The organism is Methanoregula sp. (assembly GCA_026625165.1).
GTDB lineage: Archaea > Halobacteriota > Methanomicrobia > Methanomicrobiales > Methanospirillaceae > MVRE01.
The window spans coordinates 1802202-1824823 of the sequence record CP112999.1 but is presented as its reverse complement, the minus strand read 5'-3'; the positions used below and the strand labels follow the sequence as shown (position 1 = coordinate 1824823).

The window sequence follows — 22622 nt, the reverse complement described above, 5'->3', positions numbered from 1 at the left end:
TGGGATTATTGGATGCACTCACATAAAGATGCTTATTTTTAAACTTGGAATTATTTTTGTGGCCGGGAGAAAATCTTCCCTTTTTCATTTCAATTATCGGAAAAAGAGTTGTATTTAGTGTTTCTTCTTCTGGTCATCCGGCACCGGTTTCATAAAGACAACCTGTGCACCGACATCTTTAGCTATCTGTTCAATCTCGAATTTTCGGAAATGTGTTGCTTCAATCTGGAGCTGACCACCGGTAACCGCAACGATGCGGTATTTGGGCGACTCTACACCTTCTCCGATTTTCTGGCGTTCACGCACGTAAATCTTCATACTCATCATCTCCATAGACAATCCGCGTTGTTATTTATCAGCTTTTGTGCCGGAGCGGAATTATCGTCTGGTATACCAACTGGTTTACATTGGCTTATAACTTCCCATCGTGATACCCATAGGTACGTGAGGAAATATGGAACACCGGCTTGAGTTACAGAGTGGCCTTATGGGCGAGACGCTGGTACGAAAGCACATGAAGCGCAAAAAGCCTGCAGGGGAGCAGATCCGGATCGCGCCTGACTTAAACGTGGTCAAGATCGGCGGCCATGGCGCGATCGATTATGGCCGTGAGGTGATGTACCCGCTTTGCGAAGAGATCGGGGAGTTGTCAAAAAAGCACCAGCTCCTCGTGGTCACGGGTGGCGGCGGAAGGGTGCGCCACATCATGGACATCGGCATGGACCTCGGGATGCCGACCGGGGTGCTTGCGGAGCTTGCGGCAAAGATCTCTGAGCAGAACGCGATCATGGTCTCCATCCTGCTGTCGAAATACAGCGGGACCCGGATCCATACCACAGACCTCCTTGATCTTCCAACAATCCTGAAGCTGGGAATGCTGCCTGTTGTTCACGGCACTCCCCCCTATGGACTGTACGAGCATCCGGCTAAAAACGAGATGATCCCGCCCCACCGGACTGACACCGGTGCATTCCTTATCGCAGAGGTTCTGGGGGCAAAAAGCTGCATCATCGGAAAGAATGTTGATGGTCTCTATATGGAAGATCCCCGGATCAACCCGGACTCGGAACTGATCCGGGACATCACGGCAGAAGATCTCGTAAAACTCAGCCTTGAGGATATGGTCATCGAGCCGATGGTAATCGACCTGCTCTCAAAAGCCGTGCATATAAGAGAGGTAAGGATCATCAACTGCCATAAGCGGGGCATGATTGAGAAGGCGATCAACGGCAGGAATGTCGGAACGATCATCAGGGCAGCATAAATTCCTCCCCGCTCTTTTTTGTGATCAAATGACCGAGGAAGAAAGACCGGCATTGAAGTTCTCGCTCTCCGAGCTTGCCGGGGCTTTTGGTGATTTCGGGACGATCATCCCGCTCATCGTTGCTGTCGCGCTCGTGACGACGATGAATATCGGCGCCATGCTCCTTTTCTTTGGTATCTGGTACATGATTACCGGGTATTATTACGGGCTTCCGATCCCGATCGAACCGATGAAAGCAATAGCGGTCATCGTGATCGCCGAGAGGCTGGGTGCCGGTGAGATTGCCGCTGCCGGGCTCATCCTCGGGGTTCTCTTCCTGCTGATGAGTTACGGGCCGCTCCTTCGATGGCTGGAAGCGGCCATCCCGACGTCAGTCGTCCGAGGTATCCAGCTTGGGCTCGCCCTGCTGCTTGTCAGGACTTCTGTCGGTTTTATCATCTCCGACCCGCTTTTTTCAGCCATCGGAATCATGATTATCCTTTTGTTCCTGATCATCATTTTTTACCAGGAACGGATCCCTGATCTGTCGGCATTGATCATTATCGCTATAGGAGTCGCTGCAGGCATTATCATCAACGGGCTGCCGCAGGTGCAGGTGCTGACATTTCAGGCACTCATCATCCCACCTCCTGCGGATTATATAGATGCGATGTATTCCCTTGTCCCGGCACAGGCACTCCTCACGGTCACAAATGCCATTCTCGCGACAGCGCTCCTGACAAAAGATCTTTTTAAACGGGAGGTGCCTGCCCCGCACCTGTCCCGGAGCATCGGGATCATGAACCTCATCTCTGTCCCGCTGGGCGGGTTTCCCATGTGCCACGGTGCCGGAGGACTTGCCGGGCAGTACCGTTACGGGGCCCGGACCGGCGGGGCAAACATCCTCGCAGGGCTGATCTTCATCGTTCTTGCCCTCTTTTTTGCCTCTGCCGATATGCTCACGCTCATTCCGGTGGGACTCTTCGGGGCGCTTCTCTTGTTTGTTGCCTTGGAGATGGGCAAACACAGTTTCAGGACAGAATCGCTGCCGGTGACGATACTGATTGGAGTGCTCGCGCTCATCAGTTCAATGACGGTCGCATTTTTCATCGGGATTATTGCAGCATACCTGGTTCACAAATCAGGGTTTGCTAAAATACCTGGATCCGGGCAATAATCGCAGAAATGAAATGAAAAAAACACTTTTTAAAAAAGGGATGATCAGGCGGGGCTGGGAACGATTTATTTTTTTGCCGGGTCCTCTTTCTCCTTTCTGACCGGCTTTTTATTCCAGACCAAAGACTCCCCTTCGTACCCGAACGTGTTCATGTAATGGATCTTCCATGACGCGGGCACTGCGGAGATATCGGTATTTTTCGGAACGATCACTTCGAACCGGTTTTGTCGCTGCGGACCCGGTGTTCCCGTGGTCATAGAGTCAATCAGGCTTTGCGGTACGATTCGGTCAAAGGTCACTCCCAGTTTTACCAGCTCTTTCATGCCGTTGTTGAACCGTTCAATGAAAAAAACCTGGTTGTATCCCGACAATGTCTGGGACTTTGCAACCGACCATCCATCGGTCTGGGAAAAATTCCCGGAGATTTCCCGTGTGATGTATAACCTCATAACATCCTGTGAAGAACCCATATCAGATCGAGTAATTTTACCTTTAAGCTAATAAAAAACTATAGGTTTTGTGTTTTCATTAAAACCTTCTCTCTCCCTGCAGAATATCAGAAAAATCCTATATTCCATTTTCTGGAATCCACGATTGTCAACATGTTAAAATGAACAAAAAACATATATTAACTGAAAATATAGGATTGAGTGCCCATTTCGGGCTCAACGTTTCAGGCTTTATTGCAGTTGAATGTCCATGAATTAACCTAAAATGTTGCCACTGTTGCAGAGGGGAGGACACCCCCCCTTTCATTTCTGGCCGAATTTTGTATGATGTTTTTTTCTGTATGGTGACCTTTTACTTCATCATGTAAACTATTTTAATTTAATAATTATTTTTTTTAACATGAAACAATAAACATAGCTCTGGTGAATTATGGAACCAGACCATGATAATTCATTATTTCCGCTCTACATCCTTGCACGTGGCGGCGGGGAACCGATGATCAACGATGTCCAGAAGGAGGCAATCCGGACTCTCGGGGCTCTCGCAGTCCATGGCAACGAACAAGCGAGATCTGTGTTATACAGACTCTGGCGTGTGCCGGGCTATCATATTTTACTTCGGGAAATGATCGGCGTTTATCTTGGCATCCGCACCTCTACAAACTCATGACTTCACCAGTCATGCTCTTTTTGCAGGGGTGACCGTTATTTTGTCGAAACCTTAACGAGCCTTCCCGCCGAATCTTTCGCACTATGTGGAAGGCAGTCGAGGTCGATGCATGGATCGCGGGCAGGAAGTCCAGCCTTGAGGATGTGCGTAGCTCCGTCACCGGGATCATTGACCGGGTGCAGAAAGAGGGGGACTCTGCACTGCGGGCGCTCGCGAAAAAACATGTTGAGCTTACCGATATAGCCGTCTCCGATGAAGAGCGCGAATCCGCATATGATCAGGTGAATGCGAAAATTGTCGAGAGCCTGATCGAAGCGGAGGTAAGGATTGAACGCTTCCACGAGCTCCAGCGCCCCAAGGACCTATGGCTGGAAGAGGTGGAGCCCGGTATAGTACTGGGTGTAAAAACAACCGCGCTCCGCCGGGTCGGCATCTATGTACCCGGTGGCCGGGCTGCCTACCCCTCTTCAGCCCTGATGTGTGCAGTCCCGGCACGCGTTGCCGGGGTAAAAGAGATCTGCGCCTGCTCTCCTCCTCCGATAAAACCCCTCACGCTTGTTGCGCTGGATATCGCCGGTGTCACTGAGATCTATAATGCCGGAGGAGCTCAGGCAATCGCGGCGATGGCGCTGGGTACGGAAACGGTCCGGCCGGTACAGAAAATCGTCGGTCCCGGGAACGTGTACGTGACCATGGCAAAGATGATGCTCCGCGAGAACGTTGAGATCGATTTCCCTGCCGGACCAAGCGAGATCGGGATCATCGCGGATCAGACCGCCGACCCCCGCATCGTTGCCGCTGATATCCTTGCCCAGGCAGAGCACGACCCCAATGCTGCCTGCATCCTGATCACAATGGATAAATCCCTTGCGGAACGGGTCGGAAAAGAGGTCGCCGCCATGACAAAAAAAGCGCCAAGGAAAGAGATCATTGAAAAGGCGCTTGAAAATTCCGGGTATGCCCTTGTCAGCGGTATGGATGAAGCGATCGCTGCTTCAGATGCAATTGCCCCAGAGCACCTTTCCATCCAGGTCGCTGATCCCCTTTCTGTGGTCACACGCGTTCAGAATGCCGGCGCAATATTTATCGGGCGGTACTCTGCGGTTGCCTGCGGGGATTACGCGGTGGGGACCAACCATGTGCTTCCGACAGCGGGATATGCAAAGACCTATTCAGGGCTTGATGTGCAGCACTTCTGCAAGACAACATCAGTTGAGATGATCAGCCGGGACGGATTGGAGGCAATCGGGGATGTCGTCGAAACCATCGCTGATGCCGAGGGTCTTTCAGCCCATGCAGAATCAGTGCGTGTGCGGCGAAAAATGCAATAATTTTTTGGTTTTTTAATTTACTTTTTCTCGGATCGCCGCACCAGCCAAATACTGGCACATGATACTGTGACCAGTGCTGCGATGGTGACCACAGGATTGAGCGGCACCTCATTTGTCGGTATATCAGACGGTAAAAACTCAATATCGGTGCGGGCAGACTCCCCCTTCGCAAACCGTAGCCTGTCGACAGGTGTGCTCACAACATGGACCGTGTAGGTGCCCGGTTTGAGGGTTCCGAGGATCACCGATGTGTCCCACTTATATTCCCATGTCCCGTCGTTCAGGTTGACCGGCGCCGTGGTAAAGAGCCCGCGGCCTGCCGGATAATTGAGGTTTTCGAGCGTGACACCGCGGTTGTCAAGGTCAGGACCGGTCACAAAAAGGTAGACGGCTATCGTCTTGATGCCCGTCACAGAGCCTTTCAGCGTGACAGTGTCACCAATATGGACCTGTGACGGGGTAGCATTGATTTCTATGGCGATCGCGCTCACTATCGGCATCATCCCGCAGAGGAGGCAGGCAGTGATGGTCAACAGGAGGGCTTTTCGCATACGATCACTCTTTGGATGCAGGACGGGTTAAACGTGGCGGAAACCATATGCGCGGATCAGAACTCCACTACCATCACAGCTTCTTCTTCTTTTTTAAGCTCGCCTTTTAGGTGCCCTGCATCAAACTCGTAGGTGTCCCACGGGTTATAAGCCTCATAGAGTTCGCACTTATCGAGCACATCGACAAACTCCTTTAAAAAGATCCGCGGGATGACATCCACCCTCCCGCCAAACCGGCTGGTGATCTTCTTGATCATCGCCCGTATGAACCGGTGGGAGATACGTTCCCGGTCCACCTCGGTAAATGCCTGCGAGTAGATATCGACCACTTTCAGTGCGATCTGCTCAAGCTTTGCGGTGTCGAATTTCGAGAGGATGATCTGGGGCTGGCGGGGATTTTTAAATGTGTCAGTCTGAACCACGCTGATCCGGTCATAGAGCGGCGGCACCGACCGGATCCCGCGGGATCCGTCAAACATCGCCGGGGTACCGGTGAACAGGAAGAAGCACCGGGGCATAGCGCCCCGGTCAAGCGCGTCAATGATATGGACGAGTGTCTGGTAGCCCTTGTCGCGCTGGTTTTTCGGGAGCGCCTGCGTGGTCTCCATCTCATCAACAGCGATTGCAAGCCCGCTGTAGCCCGCCCCCTGCATGACAGTGACAAGCCCCTGGAGGAATACAAGGGCGATGGTATCGTCGATATCCCCTTTGATACCGGCTTTTTGTTTGAAGTCCCTGCCGATGTTTGGTTCAGCAGAGATCCAGCCTAAGGCGGACTGTGCCAGCTGGAAATCGCCGGCATTGTTGGCCCGGTAATAGGTGCGGAGCGCCGCGGCAAGAGCCGAGTTCATTTCCGAGATCCCGGCTAAAGCTGACTCTATCTCCCGTTCGGTTGCCGCTTCAAGTGCGGCGTCGACGATCCCGGTGCCGCTCACTGCCATGATCCGCTCCTCGATAGCAAAGAGCCAGTTGTCAACGATGGTTTTTATTGCATGATCCTCTTCTATCGTCCGCAGGTTTGTGCAGACCTGCTGGTAGAGTGCCTTGAGCTTATAGAGCGGGGATGCCGGTGAGATGACGACATGGGACGTGACAAATCGCTTGATTCGGGCCATTTCAAGGGTGCGGGCGACTAAAAAAGTCTTTCCGCTCCCATAATCCCCCCGGATAAACTTCAGGTCCCCCCCGCCCTGCGCGACGTAATCGAGCTGTTTTCCCATCACCCCTTCTTCAACATCAAGCCCGACAGCGATCCTTTCAAGCCCGCTGCCCGGCACCGTCCCCCTGCGCAGGGCATTAATAATATTGATGCTCTCCAGTTTTTTCTTGTCCATCCGTTCAGGTTCCGACATACTCATAGACCTCCCCGTCATCACCAACACCTTTTTTATCGATGATTTCCACATCACGCGCTGCTGCCTTCTGGATAAGCCGGTTCATTATTCCGACCACCCTCCGCGTATTGAGCGCTTTTCTCAGTTCAACCTCTGTCGCTTTCTTATGCGAACGGAGAAACTCAACTATCTTCTGTTCCTGTTCATCAAGGTCAAGTTCTTCACGGATCTGCCGGGCTGACGACACCTGCACCGCCCGGTGCTTCAGCAGGGGCATGTCCATGATCGGCCGGTCTGCGATCGCCTTGTCCTTGCATGATTTGATCAGGTTCAGGTAATCTTCCAGCTGTATTACCCTGGTATGAGCTGGCAGGACATCGATGCCCCGGAGGCAGAGGCGTTTGCAGTCTGCAAAATCCGTATCTTCAAGAGCATGGCGGGCAGCAACAAAAAGAGTGATGGCGAGCAGTTCCAGCCCTTCGGAATTCAGGTTTGACCTGCGTTCTTCCAGCCTCCGGACCACATGGTCCATCAGCCTCCTCATCGTGTGCATCGGGCGGTGTTCATCAACAATGACAGCAGCGACGCGGTGAAGATCTGCAGAGCGCTTCACGTTGTTGAGAATATAAATCATCACTTTCTCGCATTCACGCTCTTCACGGTTCCCGGCAAGAAACTTTGCGTATTCCAGCCCTCCTGACAGAAAATCCGCACGGTATGCCCGGTAGAACCAGCTCTGTGCTTCGTTTTTATTGCCAAGATCCTCGTAGTACCGTGCGGTTTCCAGAAGGCTTGCAATATTCATGTCCTTTGAGACAACCGACAGGAACCGTGAAAGTGCGTCAGGTTCCGGAACCTTCTCTTGAATAAATTTCCGGTACCGGGAAATAATCCGGATGAGAGCATCAGGGTTGTTTTTTGTACGGATCTCATTGGCTATCAGGCGCTCGTACTCAGCCAGTGCGTTTTCTGAACTCCCGAGGTCTGCGCAGATATCGCATGCGACGAGGCGGTGGACCGGCTGTTTTGTCTTTGCGAGCAGATTTCTGCTCATTTCAAGAGCCTTCTGGTGATTGCCCGATGCTTTAAGAAGCAGGATGTAATCGACAAGGATATCCCCGTTGTCTGCATCACGGGCATGCAGTGCATACGCATCAAGGGAGGAGGGAAGGTCGTACTGCGCAAGGGAAGCAAGGTATTTACGGAGGATGGCAGGATCCCTGGAATTCCGGTATGCATCAAGTGCCGCCTGTGCAGCCTCCCTGAACTGCCTGGAGCAGATAAGGGCGTCGAGGTATTCCTGGCTTAATGTGCGGTCGCCAAGAAGTTCGCGGTGAGTATCGAGCGCTTTTTTTGGTTCCCCTGTCTCGATAAGCGCCCGTATAAGGTTTTTTATGTCACGTTCGTTTCTGCTTAACGTCAGGAGCCGCTCAAGGACCGGGACTGCCCCACGGTAATCTTTCCGAGAGGTCAGGTATTCCGCGTAACTCCGCAGGGCGTCCTGGTTGGTCGGATCAAGGTGCACCGCAGTCGCATACTCGGCAATCGCCCCTTCATCCCCTCCTGCCTCGAGCACTTTTCCCAAATAGCTGTGCACATAGGAAGAATCCGGCATCTTCTGGGCAAGGTCGCGGAAATGCACCTGGGCGTCTTCCAGTTTTCCCGTATAAAACAGGTTTGTGGCGGCAAGCACTTCCACGGGCTGGTCCTTTTCAGATTCAAGCACCAGCATGCAGAGGTTCAGTGACTCCTGGTACCTCCCGTCCTCAAAGAGCCGGAAGGCCTCTTTTTTCTGGTCTTTGATTGTGGCAGGAATCATGGGCGCTCCGGGCAGAACCGTACTCTAATCAGGCCTGCAACCATCCCAATCATATCACGCCGCCTGACCCGCGAGTCACCGGTATTCTGCCATTGTATGGGAAATTCCCCAACAACATATCCCCCCCTTTGTAATCTCCAGAGAAGTTCGACATCAAACTCAAACCCTGTCGAGACCATGCGTGGCAGTACGGAACCGACCGCATGCCTCCTGAATACCTTTGCCCCGCACTGGGTATCATGGTAACGAAGCCCGAAGAGTAAGCGGATGATCAGGTTAAACACCCTGCTTTCCAGTTGCCGCAGCACTCCCTGTTTTACATTAAGGACGGCGCCCCTTACCCATCGCGATCCAATTGCGCCGTCATATACGGAGAGCTGCTTAAAGAGCATCATCATCTCACCGATGCCGGTTGAACCATCGGCATCAAAATAGCCCACGAATTCTCCCCGTGCCGCTTTTATACCCTCGATAACTCCCCCGCCCTTCCCCAGCCGCCGGGAAAATGTCAGGCACCGGATGGTCAGGTCAGGCCGTGCGGCAGAAATCCTCATGACAACATCTGGTGTGTGGTCCTTACCGTCACAAACGACGATCAGCTCTCCGGTAAACTCCCCGATCTGGTCGAACAGCGGTGCGATCCGCGCCTCCTCATTATACGCAGGGATTACGAGGCTGTACCTGATATCCGGAGGAGCATCCATAGATTACCTGCTTTTATTATGGCTTAAGCCGGGCGACAATTGCTTCCCCGAATGCGGTCGCAGCGGCGGGACCGTTTGCAGTGATAACCGGGATGTCGATTACAACCGGAGCCTCACTTATGATCGCACCCCCTGCATTCATCTCTGCAAAGGAGTCCGGGGTCTTGAAAAATGTTGCTTTTTTGCCTTTCAGGAGCCCTGCACGGGCAAGCACGACCGGGGAGAGGCAGATAGCGGCAACAATTTTTTTCTGTTGGTAAAAACTGCCTGCCAGTTGGATGAGGTCTTTATTTCCCCAGAGATGAGGCGGTGAGCCTGCCCCTCCAATGATCACAAGGCCGGCATATTGCGAGGGGCCGGCCTGTTCAAAGGAAAGCGAAGCGTGTGCTGTTCCCCCAAGCATACCTTTGCAGGTGCCGGTCTTTGTGGAGGCAATATCAAATCCGATCCCCCCTTTCTTAAATGCCGCGATCGGTTCGTCCAGTTCTTCGTCCCTGTACCGTTCCGGTGCAATGGCGACGAGGAGTTTCATACAGTACCTGTGGTATCACTACACGAATAACATTACTGGTGCTCACCGAGGTGCCGGGCCAGGGCGGTGCCTGGTTTGTACCGCTCCGCAATCGCAAGTGCAGTCGATCGCAATAAGTTATGGTCCTGCAGGCAACTCTCAGGCGGTCCGGATTTGTGCAGGATCGCAGAGGTATTCTCTGTTATCTGGATCAGTTCGGTTGCAATCAGTGAATTGAGCCAGATCAGGTCGGCAAGCATCTGTCGGGGTTCATCGTTTTGCATAACCATACATTTTTGCAGGGTGTGTATAAAATGGCACGACACCCCCCAACATGGCAACCTTCATTGTCCGGCGCTCCCGATCATTGATGAGAATAATGTCATATCTTGAAAAGATAAAAAAACAGGGGATGCTTGCAAACCCGTTCTTCGGCCTGATGGGAATCGAAGTCTTGCGCGTGGAAGCCGGAAAGGCGATGCTCCGCATGAAGGTACGGCCTGATATGTGCAACGGCGTGGGATGGCTTCAGGGGGGGATATTTACTGCGCTTGCCGATGAAGCTATGGCACTTGCCCTCTACCCGGCTCTCTCGCCCCATGAAGGGATCGCAACCATCTCGGAATCGACCAGCTTTATCAGGGGAGTCCAAGACGGAGCAATCCTCGCGGAAGGTCGTGTGATTAAAAAAGGGCGACGCGTCGCGTTTGCAGAAGGAGAGATCAGGGTGGATGACACGGAAAAGACAATTCTCTCACGAACATCTGCGGCATTTGCAGTGACGATGAGGAGATCGGAGCATGGAGATTCTTAAAAAGAAATAATAAAAGACCGTAACTGGGATAAAAACAAGAGATATTTTTAATTCTATTTTTTATTACCTGTCTTCCCTGATGCAGAATCCCCTGATGGTTTTTTCTTCAGCACGTAATAGGCTGCACCGCATCCGACCAGAATCAGGACAATCACGGCAATGATCATGACGGGGGATATTTCAGAAGATTTCTGTTGTGCACGGGCGAGCCCTTCCGTTGCCCGGGTGTACCCCGGATCCTCTGTAAGTGCTTTTGTATAGGCTGCAATCGAGTCCTGGTAGCGTCCCATATCATACAAGGCATCTCCCTTGTTTGTCAGGTACTTGGGAAGGGAGTCAACCAGTGAATCAGTTTCACCTGCGGTTTTATTGAGAGATTCCTTGATGCTGGTTGCCCTTGTGATTGCCTTATCATAAGAATCAACAGCATCCTGCGGTTTTCCCAGTTTATAGAGTGCATATCCTTTGTTATTCAATAAAACCGGATATGTATTATCGATGGCAAGACCCTGTTCTGCCGTTGTAAGTGCATCATTGTATCTCTCAAGCTGGAGAAGTGCTCCGGCCTTGTCAGCGTAAATGTAGACAATTGTGCCGGTTCCCTCCATTATCGAGGTATTAGATGCAAGTGCTTTATCGAAATAGTAGATAGCCTGCTCGATTTCCCCTTGCGAGAGTTTTATCTCAGCTAAGTTATAATATGTCGTCGCATCATCCCGAGTCGTTACAGCCGTCACAGGTTGCATCAAAATGCACATGGCAGCAAACAGGCACAGATATGAAATGATTTGTCGGAATTGCATGCCCATATATTGTACGTAAAAATTTAAGTTTTTTCTGTTCTTACGAACTGGAACCGACTGGATCGATTTCTCAGATCCTGACGGTGGGATGATAACAATAATACGGATTGCACTCAAATGATACATCAATTAAGGAGACCTTCGTGAAGTATATCATTATTACCGGCGGTGTGATGAGCGGGCTTGGCAAAGGGATTACAGCAGCATCGGTGGGTCGTATCCTCAAGAACCGCGGATACCGGGTCACTGCGGTAAAAATCGATCCTTATCTCAACATCGATGCGGGAACGATGAACCCTGCCCAGCATGGGGAAGTTTTTGTTCTCAAGGATGGGGGAGAAGTCGACCTTGACCTTGGAAATTATGAGCGGTTCCTGGATATCGAACTCACATCCCCCCACAACATCACCACCGGCAAGGTCTACCGCACGGTTATCGAAAAGGAACGACGCGGCGATTTTCTTGGAGAAACCGTCCAGATCATCCCACACATCACCGACCAGATCAAGACGTGTATACGTCAGGCTGCGGAAGAAGAATTCCCTGATGGGACAATAGCGGATATCTGCCTTGTCGAGGTCGGCGGAACGGTTGGCGATATCGAAAGCATGCCGTTCTTGGAAGCGATCCGGCAGATGCGGGGGGAGCTGCCGGAGTATGATTATGTCCTGATCCATGTTACCCTGATACCCGAGGACACGATGGGGGATCTCAAGACAAAACCCACCCAGCACTCGGTCAAGGCGCTCAGGGAGCTGGGGCTCCACGCTGAGATTATTGTAGGCAGGAGCGAACGCCCCATTGGTGCCCACACCAAACGCAAGATTTCAGCGTTCTGTGACCTTCCCCAGACGGGAGTTATCAGCGCAGCGACCGTGCCGGACATCTACGAAGTCCCCATGGAGATGGAAAAGGAGGGGCTTGCCGATGCACTCTCGACTCACCTAAACTTAGAGAAACGGGAGGTTGACTCAAGCTGGTACCGGATCGTTACCAAAGAGTATACAAACCGGGTCACGGTTGCCATCGTGAGCAAGTATGGTATCGAGGATGTCTATATCAGCATCAAAGAGGCGCTCAAACACGCGGGGAGGGCTCTTTCAACCGAGGTGAAGATCGTATGGCTGGATGCCGAGCGGTATGAAAAGTGCCAGCTGAAAGATTTTGATGGTGTGTTGATCCCGGGCGGGTTTGGGAGTCGTGGCATCGAAGGCAAGATTGAAGCGATCCGGTTTGCCCGGGAGAATAATGTGCCGTTCCTTGGACTGTGTTTGGGGTTCCAGCTCTGTGTGGTCGAATATGCAAGGAATGTCCTTGGTATTCCGGATGCAATCAGCGAGGAGATGGGCGGCGGGACGCACGTGATCGCCCTCCTGCCGGAACAGGAGGGGGTCACTGAACTGGGCGGCACCATGCGCCTTGGAGATTATTCTGCCGAGATACGTGACGGGACGCTGGCGATGAAGCTGTACGGGCAGAAAATAATCACCGAGCGGCACCGGCACCGGTATGAGGTAAACCCGAGATTTATTGAAAAGTTCGAGCGCGCGGGACTGGTATTTTCTGCAAGGAACAAAAACCGGATGGAGTGTGCCGAACTTGCCAGCCACCCGTTCTATCTGGCGACCCAGTTCCACCCAGAATTCAAATCCCGTCCGACGCGCCCCTCCCCCCCATATCTTGGTTTTGTTGAGGCATGCAGGGCAAACAAGCGGACAAAATAGCGGCGGGAATCCTATGGTCAATACGGAAAAATTCATCCAGCAGGCTGCAGAGGAGATCAAAAATGCAGCGGGTAACGACAAGGTCGTTATGGCCCTTTCCGGTGGCGTTGACAGTTCTGTCTGTGCCGCCATTGCTGCCCGGGCGATCAGCGAACGGCTCATCCCCATTTATATCGACACAGGCCTTATGCGGAAAGGAGAGACCGAACGCATCAGGATTACATTTGGCTCCATTCACCTCCAGATTGTTGACGCAGGCGATGAATTCCTCGCAGCGCTCAAAGGGATCACTGATCCTGAAGCAAAGCGCAAGGCAATAGGCGAACGGTTCATACGTGTCTTTGAGCGGGAAGCAAAAAAGCATGGAGCACGGTGCCTGCTGCAGGGTACTATCTACCCCGACCGGATCGAGAGCGAGGGCGGGATAAAAAGCCACCACAATGTCGGCGGTATGCCGCTTCACATGGAATTTACACGGGTCATCGAACCCATCCGAGACCTCTACAAGGACGAGGTCCGGGAAGTGGCCGGGGCTCTTGGGCTGCCAAAGGAGATCCAGCACCGGATGCCATTCCCGGGCCCCGGGCTTGCCGTTCGCGTATTAGGTGAAGTTACCAAGGAGAAAGTTGAGGTCATCCGCGAAGCGAACTGGATTGTTGAAAATGAACTGGTGGAACAGTACCGGCCATGGCAGTGCTTTGCCGCGCTTCTTGGGCTTGGCACCGGGGTTAAAGGGGACAACCGAATCCACGGGTGGATTGTTGCCATCCGTGCTGTGAACTCCCGCGATGGCATGACCGCCGATCCTCTCGATATCCCGTTTGCGCAGCTTGTGAAGATCGGATCAAGGATCACCGCAGATATCCCGAGTGTCGCCCGTGTGGTGTACGATATCACTGCAAAACCTCCGGCGACAATCGAATACGAATAAGACAAGGGAAATAAAACATCTTTTAAAGAAAAACCGTGGTTGAAATGGAAAAAACAAAAGTGTTCAGGGATCTTGATGAGCGCTATTTCATGCCTGCCTTCTCAAGGGACATGGCACTGGTCAAAGGAAAAGGGTCAAAGGTCTGGGACGCTGAAGGAAAGGAATACATTGACTGCGTGGCAGGCATCGCGGTCTGCAGCACCGGCCACTGCCACCCTGAGGTAGTCAAAGCGATCTGCGACCAGGCGCATGAGCTGATCCACTGCTCAAACCTATACTACGTGCCCCACCAGGGCCTCCTCGCAAAAAAACTGGTGGAGATCACTGGGATGCACAAGGCGTTCTTCTCAAACTCGGGGGCTGAAGCAACCGATGGCGCCATGAAGCTTGCCCGGGTCCGGACCAAAAAGAAGAAATTCGTAGCCTTCACCCATGGGTTCCACGGGCGGACGATCGGCTCGCTTGCGGTGACGCACAAACCTGCAATCCGCGAACCGTTCGAACCGCTCGGTATTTCGTGCACCTTTGTCGGCTATGGGGACCTTGAAGGGCTTAAAAAGGTAGTGGATAATGATACGGCCGGCGTCATTGTCGAACCGATCCAGGGCGAGGCGGGGATTATCATTCCACCCGACAGCTTCCTTGAAGGGGTACGCGAGGTGTGCGACCGTACAGGGGCGCTCATGATTGCCGATGAGGTCCAGACGGGTATGGGCCGTACCGGTACGTGGCTTGCGATCCAGCAAACGAAAGTGAAACCGGATATTGTGACGCTTGCAAAAGGGATTGCAAGCGGCTTTCCCGTGGGAGCGCTCATCGCCCGCGACGGGCTCGAGTTTGCAAAGAGCGAGCATGGCAGCACCTTTGCCGGGGGACCCCTTGCATGTGCCGCAGGGCTTGCGACGATCGGGGTGATCGAACAGGTCCTGCCCGACATACCCCGGAAAGGGGAGAAATTCAAAAAAGGTCTTGCAAAGTACAATCCCCGTGTCAGGGGACTGATGATCGGCGTCACGGCCGGAGAGACATGCCCGGGGATCCAGAAGGCGTGTGCGGAGCAGGGAGTCCTTGTCAACTGTGCGGCGGACGGCAACCTGCGGCTGGTCCCTCCACTCGTCATCACTGATACAGAGATTGACCGTGTGATTGAGGTGATCGATGGAGCGCTTGGTCAGGCCGTGCTATAAACAGGGCGGTTATGTATTTGCCAGAAAGGCAGAAGAGATCGCGGGAGAGTACAACATCTCCCCCATCGCACGGCTTGCAAGCAACGAGAACCCGGAGCCCCCGTCACCCCGGGCAATAACAGCTGCGGAAACGGCGCTTCGGCAGGCGAACCGGTATCCCGATGAACATGTGGATATCCTTACAAGTGCACTTAAAGCACATTACGGTGATTACCCGTTTGTCACCGGTGTCGGTATGGACGGGGTCATCGAAACGGTCATAAGGACGCTGGTTGAACCCGGTGAGACTGTCGTAATCGCCACGCCGACCTTCTCTTTTTACGCACTTGCAGCGAGAGCTCAGGGGGCAAACGTTGTTACGGTCTCCAGGGAAAAGGATTTTTCAGTCAATGCAAAGGCACTTGCCCATGCCGGCAAAAAGGCTAAGGTCACGATCCTGTGCTCCCCGAACAACCCGACCGGCAATGCGACGCCGGTCGATGGGGTAAAAGAGGTGCTCGAAGGGATAGGAGGGGTCCTGTTCCTTGACAACGCCTACGTGGAATTCTCTGATCTGGATTATCTCCCGCTCACAAAAAAGTTTGATAACCTGATCCTCGGCCGGACATTTTCCAAGGTGCACTCACTTGCCGGGCTCCGTATCGGGTATGCATTTGTGCCCGCATGGCTCGTGCCATACTACCAGAGAGCAGGTACCCCGTTTACGGTCAATACTGTGTCCGCTGCTGCAGCTGCACACGCGATTGCGGATTCGGAGCACGCGGCGCGCTACATCGCGCAGGTGAAACGGTGGAGAAGACTGTTCTCTCATGAAGTGAAGTACCCGGTTATGCCGTCTGACGCAAACTTCGTGATGGTGGATGTATCTCCCTGTACCGGTGATCAGATGGTAGAGAAACTCGCCCGCAAGGGTGTTATCGTCCGCTCGTGTAAAAGTTTTGCCGGGCTCCCCGACCATTATATCAGGGTCAGCATCGGGGAGGACTGGGAGAACGAACTCTTCATTTCAGCGATTAACGGTTTATGATGTGCGGTATCACCGGGACACCCGGCACTGGAAAATCCATGGTGGCAGACGAGCTTGCCCGCCGCGGGCATACGATTGTCCGCCTCGTTGACACGGTAAAACCCTATATCACCGGAGAAGACGAAGACCGGCATACACAGGAGTTCGATGCGGTAAAGTGGGCCCGCGAGTTTCCCCGGGTGGACGGTTTTGTGGAAGGTCATTTTTCACACCTGCTGTCCTGCGACCGTGTCGTAGTGCTCCGGTGCCGCCCCGACGAACTGAAAAAACGGCTCATGAAACGGAACTACCCTGCAACAAAGGTCTCGGAGAACGTGGAGGCTGAAGCGCTGGATGTCTGCCTGATCGAGACGGTCGATATGCATGACCCCTCACATATCCTTGAAATTGACACCACTGCCCTCAAGCCGGCGTATTGCGCCACCCGGATTGAACGGTTCGTACACGATGAGATTCCGGCAGAGTTCGGCAGGATCGACTGGTCAATGTTTGTGGAGGCGGGAATGTGACACTTGACCAGTACCGGTCTTATGTAAAAGTCTGGTTCGACCCGATGGTCTCTATCGCAATCAGGTGCAGGCTGACGCCGAACTTTTTTACAATCGCGGCGCTCATTGCATCGGCTGCCGCCGGGTTCCTGTTTTACCTCGGAGTGGAGTTATGGGCAATTGTGGCAGTCGCCCTCAATGCATTCTGCGATGCGATGGACGGGGCAGTGGCACGGGAGATGAAGGTCCAGAGCACGAGGGGCGATTTCCTTGACCATGCGGTCGACCGTTACGCGGATATCTTCATTATCACTGGGATCTTCGCAGGGGGACTGGTTCCTTGGCAGATTGGCGTTTTCGCACTTACCGGGGTTCTGATGGCATCATATCTCGGTACGCAGGCGCAGGCTGTCGGTGTGGGACGGTATTATGGCGGATTGCTGGGCCGGGCAGATCGCCTCGTCTTGATCCTCGTTGTAGGGATCATCGGGCTGTTTGTGCCCTATAGCATTTACGGGCTGAGCTGGCTTGGATGGCTCCTTGTCCTGTTCGGGGTTTTCGGGCATTTCACTGCGATCCAGCGGTTTTTATTTGTCTGGAGAAAAGTGGAGTAATTATTTTTTATCAGGTGGGATCCGGCTCAGGCTTGTCAGGGCAGCGATTGCATCGATCCTTTTCTGGTCGCAGGGTTCGGTTTTGACCCATGACAGGAACCGTTCACGCATCCCGGCATTGATGTTGTCGCCGGTAACCGCAACAATCCGGCTGTATGTTCTCTGCGGGTAGAACACGGAGCGTGCTGCGGCAAGGAGTGCGTCATGGGCTTTCGTGTCGATGATCCCTTCCTCACGGGCCTTTTTGAGGGCGCACCGTATATTGATTAACGGTTCTGAAAGCGCTGCACCGGTGACCGGATCAAAGATTAATGCCACTTCGTCATCCGAGACAAGATCGCCGGTTTTATACATACGATAGATCTCACCGACGCCTTCCATACCCAGCGTGTCCATCTCAGCAGCCCGGAGAGCTCCCATGCTTGATGCGCCGATCACCCGGATGCCCTGCCGTAGCGCACTGAGAATTTCACGGTGGGCAACGGCGGATTCCTGGTGGAACACGCCATCGATCAGGCAGATGATGGTTGCACCATTTTTGGCAGCAGCGAGGAGGTCGCCGCGCTTTGCGGGTGGGAGATACGTGGCGGAAAGGATCTGCTCGGCCTCTTTTCGGTCAAGACTTGGCCCTAGAAAAACCGTGATCCTGTGCATATTTTACCCTGTTCCCCTTGCGTTCCTGGTCCATCGCGTACGATTCAAGGCCGGGGACAACCACCCGGACGACAGGGATGCCTATCTCGTCCCGGCTCAGGTCGATGACAATGACACGGTCCAGACCCCTCTTTTTTAAGGCATCCGTCATAATCCGGATATCTTTTAAGAAATCATCGCTGTCGCAGGAACGGAGCGTGCTGTAATCGACTGTCCCGTTATCCTTAAACCAGTACGCATTCATTCGTTTTGCCCTTTCATATCCCATCTTCTTGCGCAGTTGTGCGATCGTTGTATCTTCACGCGCACCATGGATCTGGGTGAGCCTGCTCTGCGCCACCTCAGTGAGCGCCCGCATGACCGCAACCCGTTTGCTCGTGTGTGTCCCCATACCCATGGTGAGGAGGATGGGGTCTTTTAAGAGCACGTCATCGGCGACTGCCGCCATCGTGGGGATGCCGATGTCGGATGTGATATCGCGGACAGTAACCTCGACCTGCGCATCGGCAAATTTCTTCTGCATGTCGTTGATGAGCGGATCATCAATATGTATCACGTTTTGCCCGGTGTCTCTCGATGCCTCGACAAGCGACCATGCGTCCCGCTCGATCACTTCAGCAAGGGCGTGAAAGATCGCCTCTTCCATGGTGTTTCCCGATGCAAGGCCGTTGGTGTTGGTACGGAACAGCGAGCGGTAATGGGGAGGCAGGGGATGGAAGACTGCCTGTGCAGGGACAAGGACCTGCTCATCGTTTACAATATCATATCCCTCAAACCACGGGAGGATCTGGTCAGGATCTGCATCGCTTGGGAGGATCATATCACGGGGATCGACGATCCGCCCTTTCCCGAACATCTCGTAATAATGTCCCCTTTCAACCCTGCGGTCATGCACCTCTGCACAATACCGCTCAATCCCTTCCATAATCGCCGAGATCCGGGACTCCTCGACTGTGGCCCCTTTGCCATTGTATACCGTAATCGCCCCGTCTTCGGCGGTCGGCCGTATGCAGGAAAAGACCGGGATGCCGACCCGGTCAAGGTTTGTGATGTCGGCGACCCGTGTTATCCCTGCTGCAGGTACTTTCGGTTCGATCCGGGCAAGGGTTTCACTCAGCGGTAATGCCCGCTGGGTCTCTTGGTTGTACGTTTTTTTACAGGGTTGGAGCTGCATGGGAGGTCACCGGGTAATCATGTGATTTTTGACCGGATCACAATGCTGGTATAAAAAATGCATCTTACCGGGGTTTATATGTGTTCATATGGGGGCCGGTTTCCTTAATGGTGGAGGAATTAGGTTTCTTCGTTCCAGTGCCTTCCTTATTCCTGAAATTTTTATCTTAGGTTTAAAACCATCCTTCCAGCGTCTTCTGCCCTGCCTTTACGGTGAACCCTTCGAGTACCTTCCGTACCCGCTCTTCGGAAAAGTCATAGGTGCCGCAGAGGAGCTGCACAATGCCCTCCACATCCGGCCGGTTCCATGAGAGGTCATAGGAATCGGTCACCGCAGGGTGGAGGAAGAGGTCACGGATAGGCTCCGGGTCAAAGTCAGGCAGCTTTTCCCGTAACTTATACATAAACTCCCCTTTCTGCACGATCTTGAGGGCGGTCTTGGGCCCGATCCCGGTTACCCCTTCATTGAAATCCGTCCCGATAAGGATCCCGATCTCGATGAGCTGCTCCCTTGTGAGTTGCATCCCCCCAAGCAGGTCGGCAAGGATGATGCGTTCGGGATTGACAGTGATGGTGCGCCCGTGGATCTTCCGCTTCCCGCTCACTGTAAGGTTTCTTACCAGCGTGGGCGTCCCGAAGAGGAGCGTATCATAGTCCTGGGATATCACATACCGCACATCCCCCTTTGCCGCCATATGCGCTGCCTGCGCCTCCCCCTCCCCGGGTGCCTGGAGATAAGGAATGCCCATAAGCCGGAGGAGATCCTGTGACGTCCGTATCACTTCCGCATCCACGCGGGTGGACGCCCGCGCCTGCTTATATGCCTCCTCGTCATCCCCGCGCTCAACTGCATCCTTCCACCGTTCGTGTGCATCCGTTCTGGTCTTCCTGCGCAGGTCGATGGTTGCCTTCTTGAGATCGGTCGGGACTCCATCGAAAACAAAGACCGGCCGGATCCCTTTTTCCATGAAGTTTGTCGTACGGAAAAGGATTCCCGAGAGATGGGACGTCACCCGCCCTGTGCGGTCCATCAGCGGCGTGCCGTCCGGTTGGCGGATGATCGTCAGGAACTGGTAGAGCGCGTTATTCGCGTCAATCGCTGCCACACCTGAAAGCGCGTCCCAGCTCACGGGCGATTTATAATCAATGATGATATCCCTAAGTGCGACGCCCATGAACACTCCCGGCTGACAGACAAAAAGTTACCGGTACACCCGTTTGGAATATTCACCGATCAGTTCATCGAGGTGGGTGATTGCCATGTCATGCTTCTGCGCCATCCTCTTTGAGATCTCTTCGAGGTTAGAGCGGAGCACGCGCTCGCGCGAAATTACGCTGCGTTCAAGCTTCCTGACCTTCACGTGCATGGAAAGAAAGAGTCCGCCCAGCGAGAGCATCATGAGGATGGCAGCGACGGCTATGGTGAAGTCCTGCCAGAAACGGAGGATGAGCACGAGGGTGGAGACGATCATGACCACCGTGAGAACGATATCAATGAAGTATTCACGAATCTCCATGCTTTTAGATGATGGAGATACAGTAATTAAGCTAACTATAGCTGGAGACACCCCATGGACTACAAACGACTTATCCCGTTCCTTGCCATGCCACTGCTGCTGATTCTCGTCGAGATTGTGGCGCTCGTCCTCTCGCTTCCGGTGCAGGAAGCCGGCATCACGGCCTTTGAGGACCCAACTTCAGTGGCAAACATCGGCATATTTGTTCTCATCCTGCTGGTCTTCACCGGCTTTTTGCTCCTGCTCATCAGATTTGGCTTAAAAAAGATTATTGCTCTTGTGATCGCCGTCTCCATTTTTCTCTCGTTCTGCTATATATTCTCGGCGATCGTCAATACCGCTATCGGCATGACGGATGCCGCGGTCCTGCTGATGCTCGCGCTCTCTCTTGGCGCGACAGTCCTGCTCTATAAATACCCTGAATGGTACGTGATCGATACGCTCGGGGTACTCATCGCCGCGGGCGTGGCATCCATCTTCGGTGTTTCGCTCGATATTGTCCCGGTTGTCGTCCTGCTGATTCTTCTTGCAGTCTACGACGCGATCTCGGTGTACAAGACCAAACACATGATCACGCTTGCTGAAGGGGTCATCGACCTTAAAACACCGATCCTCTTTGTGATCCCCAAGAGGCGTGACTATTCGTTCATACGCGAGGGCATCGGGAAGCTGGAAGAAGGAGGAGAGCGGGCTGCATTCATCATGGGGATGGGCGATCTTATCATGCCCTCCATCCTCGTCGTGTCTGCCAATGTCTTTATGAAGGGCTACCGGGTGCTGGGATTTATCAACCTGCCAGCCATTGGTGCAATCATCGGCTCGCTGGCCGGGCTCGTGGTGCTCCTGTATTTTGTGAATTCGGGACGCCCCCAGGCAGGGCTCCCGCCCCTCAACGGCGGCACGCTTACCGGATTTGCCCTGGGGTGGGCGCTTTCGTCACTTTTGTAGGCGCGGGACGGTAGGAGAGAAGTTGATCGAGCACCTCATCGACACCCTCCCCGCTTTCCGTTGACATCGAATCATACTGATCGGTCCGGGTGATATCTGATTTGTTTGCAACGATGACGATGGGAATCCCGACCAGTCCTTTCACTTCTTCGAGCAGGTGCTGCTGCGCCTCCATGGGATACCCGCAGTGTCCCGACGGGTCAATTATAAAGAGGATCACGTCAGCCACATTCATTACAGCAGAAAGTGCCTGCTGCTCAATCGCGTTGCGCTCGTCACCCGGGCGGTCGAGGATCCCGGGGGTATCGACAAACTGGACCCGGTCCCTTCCTGTATCCCGGTGCCCGACAATCACACCCTTTGTGGTGAACGGGTAGGATGCAATTTCCGGGGTTGCCGTGGAAACCCGGCGGATGAATGACGATTTGCCGACATTCGGGTACCCTGCAATCACAATGGTAAATGCATCATCGATATGAGGAAGCTGCCGCAGGACATTGCGCACCTCGTTCAAAAACAGCAGGTCCTTGTCGATCTGGTGGACCATGGAGGCGAGACGGGCAACCGCCCGCTTGCGCACTACGAGCGGGTCCGGGGCTTTCCTTGACTGGAATGCCAGCTCGCTCCCGACCATTTTTGTGTGTTTTGCTGCCCACCCGACCGCTCCCAGCGCCTGCTTGATCCGGTCAAGGCCGTATAAAATCTCCACCATATCACGGTAAAACTGAGGGAGTTCTTCAAATTCCGGAAAACCGCGGATGATATACACCAGACGGTCATGGATCGCATGGCTGACAGCCCTGACAAACTCCTCATTCGCCCGGTCCTTGTTCACCTTCTCTTTTCTCTTCTTTGCCGCACGCCGAAAACTCCGGTCAAGGATCTCATCCGCCGTTGGCACCGTCGGTAGCTTTTCAAACTCCACGCATCTTCAACCTATATATTTATGGAAC

Annotated in this window: 26 protein-coding genes; 12 read left to right on the top strand and 14 right to left on the bottom strand. The window is 53.4% G+C overall.

What is annotated here, in order from left to right:
• Positions 1–114 precede the first annotated feature (114 nt).
• Complete coding sequence (locus tag OS112_09595; GenBank protein WAC06170.1) at positions 115–318, bottom strand: hypothetical protein; 204 nt, start codon at positions 316–318, stop codon at positions 115–117.
• 136 nt (positions 319–454) lie between these two features.
• On the opposite strand from OS112_09595, the gene OS112_09590 reads away from it, so the two are divergent.
• Complete coding sequence (locus OS112_09590; protein ID WAC04700.1) at positions 455–1264, top strand: uridylate kinase; 810 nt, start codon at positions 455–457, stop codon at positions 1262–1264.
• 28 nt (positions 1265–1292) lie between these two features.
• Entirely contained in the window at positions 1293–2420 is a 1128-nt protein-coding gene (locus OS112_09585) for a putative sulfate/molybdate transporter (protein WAC04699.1), read from the top strand.
• Between the two features lie 65 nt (positions 2421–2485).
• Here the strand turns inward: OS112_09585 and OS112_09580 are convergent, their stop codons facing one another.
• Positions 2486–2869 carry a hypothetical protein gene (locus OS112_09580; GenBank protein ID WAC04698.1) on the bottom strand — a complete coding sequence of 128 codons (384 nt, stop codon included), beginning with the start codon at positions 2867–2869 and terminating at the stop codon, positions 2486–2488.
• A gap of 430 nt (positions 2870–3299) precedes the next feature.
• On the opposite strand from OS112_09580, the gene OS112_09575 reads away from it, so the two are divergent.
• Complete coding sequence (locus tag OS112_09575; protein ID WAC04697.1) at positions 3300–3539, top strand: hypothetical protein; 240 nt, start codon at positions 3300–3302, stop codon at positions 3537–3539.
• 83 nt (positions 3540–3622) lie between these two features.
• The gene (gene hisD / locus OS112_09570) at positions 3623–4870 is read left to right on the top strand and encodes a histidinol dehydrogenase (protein ID WAC04696.1); all 1248 of its coding nucleotides are present in this window, start codon (positions 3623–3625) and stop codon (positions 4868–4870) included.
• Between the two features lie 17 nt (positions 4871–4887).
• Here hisD and OS112_09565 read toward each other — a convergent pair whose 3' ends face one another.
• Genes OS112_09565 through OS112_09540 form a run of 6 tightly spaced genes read right to left on the bottom strand, consistent with a single transcriptional unit; the run spans position 4888 to position 10073 of the window.
• Entirely contained in the window at positions 4888–5421 is a 534-nt protein-coding gene (locus OS112_09565) for a hypothetical protein (GenBank protein ID WAC04695.1), read from the bottom strand.
• 56 nt (positions 5422–5477) lie between these two features.
• Complete coding sequence (gene brxD, locus OS112_09560) at positions 5478–6779, bottom strand: BREX system ATP-binding protein BrxD (protein ID WAC04694.1); 1302 nt, start codon at positions 6777–6779, stop codon at positions 5478–5480.
• The gene (locus OS112_09555; protein WAC04693.1) at positions 6760–8574 is read right to left on the bottom strand and encodes a hypothetical protein; all 1815 of its coding nucleotides are present in this window, start codon (positions 8572–8574) and stop codon (positions 6760–6762) included. Before OS112_09555 ends, brxD begins: the two co-directional genes overlap by 20 nt.
• Entirely contained in the window at positions 8571–9278 is a 708-nt protein-coding gene (locus OS112_09550) for a glycosyltransferase family 2 protein (GenBank protein ID WAC04692.1), read from the bottom strand. The genes OS112_09555 and OS112_09550 overlap by 4 nt, the downstream gene beginning before the upstream one ends.
• A 16-nt stretch (positions 9279–9294) precedes the next feature.
• The gene (locus tag OS112_09545; GenBank protein WAC04691.1) at positions 9295–9810 is read right to left on the bottom strand and encodes a DJ-1/PfpI family protein; all 516 of its coding nucleotides are present in this window, start codon (positions 9808–9810) and stop codon (positions 9295–9297) included.
• A gap of 32 nt (positions 9811–9842) precedes the next feature.
• Positions 9843–10073 (bottom strand): hypothetical protein, encoded by a 231-nt coding sequence (locus OS112_09540; protein WAC04690.1) that lies wholly within the window; start codon positions 10071–10073, stop codon positions 9843–9845.
• Between the two features lie 95 nt (positions 10074–10168).
• On the opposite strand from OS112_09540, the gene OS112_09535 reads away from it, so the two are divergent.
• Positions 10169–10603 carry a PaaI family thioesterase gene (locus OS112_09535; protein WAC04689.1) on the top strand — a complete coding sequence of 145 codons (435 nt, stop codon included), beginning with the start codon at positions 10169–10171 and terminating at the stop codon, positions 10601–10603.
• A gap of 53 nt (positions 10604–10656) precedes the next feature.
• On the opposite strand, the gene OS112_09530 is transcribed toward OS112_09535, so the two are convergent.
• The gene (locus OS112_09530; GenBank protein ID WAC04688.1) at positions 10657–11349 is read right to left on the bottom strand and encodes a tetratricopeptide repeat protein; all 693 of its coding nucleotides are present in this window, start codon (positions 11347–11349) and stop codon (positions 10657–10659) included.
• A gap of 200 nt (positions 11350–11549) precedes the next feature.
• On the opposite strand from OS112_09530, the gene OS112_09525 reads away from it, so the two are divergent.
• From OS112_09525 to OS112_09500, 6 genes are read left to right on the top strand one after another with little or no spacing between them, the layout of a single operon-like run.
• Entirely contained in the window at positions 11550–13130 is a 1581-nt protein-coding gene (locus tag OS112_09525) for a CTP synthase (protein ID WAC04687.1), read from the top strand.
• 13 nt (positions 13131–13143) lie between these two features.
• On the top strand, positions 13144–14061 hold the full coding sequence (gene guaA / locus OS112_09520) for a glutamine-hydrolyzing GMP synthase (protein ID WAC04686.1): 918 nt from the start codon (positions 13144–13146) through the stop codon (positions 14059–14061).
• A 44-nt stretch (positions 14062–14105) separates the two neighbouring features.
• A complete protein-coding gene (locus OS112_09515) occupies positions 14106–15248 on the top strand; it encodes an acetylornithine/succinylornithine family transaminase (protein ID WAC04685.1) in 1143 nt (380 codons plus the stop codon).
• A complete protein-coding gene (hisC, locus tag OS112_09510; GenBank protein WAC04684.1) occupies positions 15220–16275 on the top strand; it encodes a histidinol-phosphate transaminase in 1056 nt (351 codons plus the stop codon). Before OS112_09515 ends, hisC begins: the two co-directional genes overlap by 29 nt.
• Positions 16272–16784 (top strand): adenylate kinase family protein, encoded by a 513-nt coding sequence (locus OS112_09505; GenBank protein ID WAC04683.1) that lies wholly within the window; start codon positions 16272–16274, stop codon positions 16782–16784. The genes hisC and OS112_09505 overlap by 4 nt, the downstream gene beginning before the upstream one ends.
• Entirely contained in the window at positions 16781–17377 is a 597-nt protein-coding gene (locus OS112_09500; protein WAC04682.1) for a CDP-alcohol phosphatidyltransferase family protein, read from the top strand. The genes OS112_09505 and OS112_09500 overlap by 4 nt, the downstream gene beginning before the upstream one ends.
• Here OS112_09500 and OS112_09495 read toward each other — a convergent pair whose 3' ends face one another.
• The 4 genes from OS112_09495 to OS112_09480 all read right to left on the bottom strand — a co-directional run bounded on the left by OS112_09495 (position 17378) and on the right by OS112_09480 (position 20721).
• On the bottom strand, positions 17378–18031 hold the full coding sequence (locus OS112_09495; protein ID WAC04681.1) for a TfuA-related McrA-glycine thioamidation protein: 654 nt from the start codon (positions 18029–18031) through the stop codon (positions 17378–17380).
• Entirely contained in the window at positions 17994–19205 is a 1212-nt protein-coding gene (locus OS112_09490) for a YcaO-related McrA-glycine thioamidation protein (protein WAC04680.1), read from the bottom strand. Before OS112_09490 ends, OS112_09495 begins: the two co-directional genes overlap by 38 nt.
• Before the next feature lie 172 nt (positions 19206–19377).
• Positions 19378–20379, bottom strand: coding sequence for a flap endonuclease-1 (gene fen, locus OS112_09485; GenBank protein WAC04679.1), 1002 nt, complete (start codon positions 20377–20379; stop codon positions 19378–19380).
• Between the two features lie 27 nt (positions 20380–20406).
• The gene (locus OS112_09480; GenBank protein ID WAC04678.1) at positions 20407–20721 is read right to left on the bottom strand and encodes a hypothetical protein; all 315 of its coding nucleotides are present in this window, start codon (positions 20719–20721) and stop codon (positions 20407–20409) included.
• Positions 20722–20775: 54 nt separating this feature from the next.
• Here OS112_09480 and OS112_09475 point away from each other — a divergent pair, with 54 nt between their 5' ends.
• Entirely contained in the window at positions 20776–21669 is an 894-nt protein-coding gene (locus OS112_09475) for a presenilin family intramembrane aspartyl protease (protein ID WAC04677.1), read from the top strand.
• Here the strand turns inward: OS112_09475 and OS112_09470 are convergent.
• Positions 21626–22594 (bottom strand): 50S ribosome-binding GTPase, encoded by a 969-nt coding sequence (locus OS112_09470; protein ID WAC04676.1) that lies wholly within the window; start codon positions 22592–22594, stop codon positions 21626–21628. The two genes, OS112_09475 and OS112_09470, sit on opposite strands and share 44 nt — an antisense overlap.
• Positions 22595–22622 lie beyond the last annotated feature (28 nt).

What these genes read in the sequence shown, in the direction of transcription:
- hisC (WAC04684.1), top strand. Translation starts at nt 15,220, where the DNA reads ATGGAGCGCTTGGTCAGGCCGTGCTATAAACAGGGCGGTTATGTATTT.
- OS112_09545 (WAC04691.1), bottom strand. Translation starts at nt 9,810, where the DNA reads ATGAAACTCCTCGTCGCCATTGCACCGGAACGGTACAGGGACGAAGAA.
- guaA (WAC04686.1), top strand. Translation starts at nt 13,144, where the DNA reads ATGGTCAATACGGAAAAATTCATCCAGCAGGCTGCAGAGGAGATCAAA.
- OS112_09475 (WAC04677.1), top strand. Translation starts at nt 20,776, where the DNA reads ATGGACTACAAACGACTTATCCCGTTCCTTGCCATGCCACTGCTGCTG.
- OS112_09495 (WAC04681.1), bottom strand. Translation starts at nt 18,031, where the DNA reads ATGCACAGGATCACGGTTTTTCTAGGGCCAAGTCTTGACCGAAAAGAG.
- OS112_09590 (WAC04700.1), top strand. Translation starts at nt 455, where the DNA reads ATGGAACACCGGCTTGAGTTACAGAGTGGCCTTATGGGCGAGACGCTG.
- OS112_09575 (WAC04697.1), top strand. Translation starts at nt 3,300, where the DNA reads ATGGAACCAGACCATGATAATTCATTATTTCCGCTCTACATCCTTGCA.
- hisD (WAC04696.1), top strand. Translation starts at nt 3,623, where the DNA reads ATGTGGAAGGCAGTCGAGGTCGATGCATGGATCGCGGGCAGGAAGTCC.
- OS112_09595 (WAC06170.1), bottom strand. Translation starts at nt 318, where the DNA reads ATGAAGATTTACGTGCGTGAACGCCAGAAAATCGGAGAAGGTGTAGAG.
- OS112_09530 (WAC04688.1), bottom strand. Translation starts at nt 11,349, where the DNA reads ATGCAACCTGTGACGGCTGTAACGACTCGGGATGATGCGACGACATAT.
- OS112_09550 (WAC04692.1), bottom strand. Translation starts at nt 9,278, where the DNA reads ATGGATGCTCCTCCGGATATCAGGTACAGCCTCGTAATCCCTGCGTAT.
- OS112_09565 (WAC04695.1), bottom strand. Translation starts at nt 5,421, where the DNA reads ATGCGAAAAGCCCTCCTGTTGACCATCACTGCCTGCCTCCTCTGCGGG.
- OS112_09480 (WAC04678.1), bottom strand. Translation starts at nt 20,721, where the DNA reads ATGGAGATTCGTGAATACTTCATTGATATCGTTCTCACGGTGGTCATG.
- OS112_09515 (WAC04685.1), top strand. Translation starts at nt 14,106, where the DNA reads ATGGAAAAAACAAAAGTGTTCAGGGATCTTGATGAGCGCTATTTCATG.
- OS112_09540 (WAC04690.1), bottom strand. Translation starts at nt 10,073, where the DNA reads ATGCAAAACGATGAACCCCGACAGATGCTTGCCGACCTGATCTGGCTC.
- OS112_09585 (WAC04699.1), top strand. Translation starts at nt 1,293, where the DNA reads ATGACCGAGGAAGAAAGACCGGCATTGAAGTTCTCGCTCTCCGAGCTT.
- OS112_09555 (WAC04693.1), bottom strand. Translation starts at nt 8,574, where the DNA reads ATGATTCCTGCCACAATCAAAGACCAGAAAAAAGAGGCCTTCCGGCTC.
- OS112_09535 (WAC04689.1), top strand. Translation starts at nt 10,169, where the DNA reads ATGTCATATCTTGAAAAGATAAAAAAACAGGGGATGCTTGCAAACCCG.
- fen (WAC04679.1), bottom strand. Translation starts at nt 20,379, where the DNA reads ATGGGCGTCGCACTTAGGGATATCATCATTGATTATAAATCGCCCGTG.
- brxD (WAC04694.1), bottom strand. Translation starts at nt 6,779, where the DNA reads ATGAGTATGTCGGAACCTGAACGGATGGACAAGAAAAAACTGGAGAGC.
- OS112_09490 (WAC04680.1), bottom strand. Translation starts at nt 19,205, where the DNA reads ATGCAGCTCCAACCCTGTAAAAAAACGTACAACCAAGAGACCCAGCGG.
- OS112_09580 (WAC04698.1), bottom strand. Translation starts at nt 2,869, where the DNA reads ATGAGGTTATACATCACACGGGAAATCTCCGGGAATTTTTCCCAGACC.
- OS112_09505 (WAC04683.1), top strand. Translation starts at nt 16,272, where the DNA reads ATGATGTGCGGTATCACCGGGACACCCGGCACTGGAAAATCCATGGTG.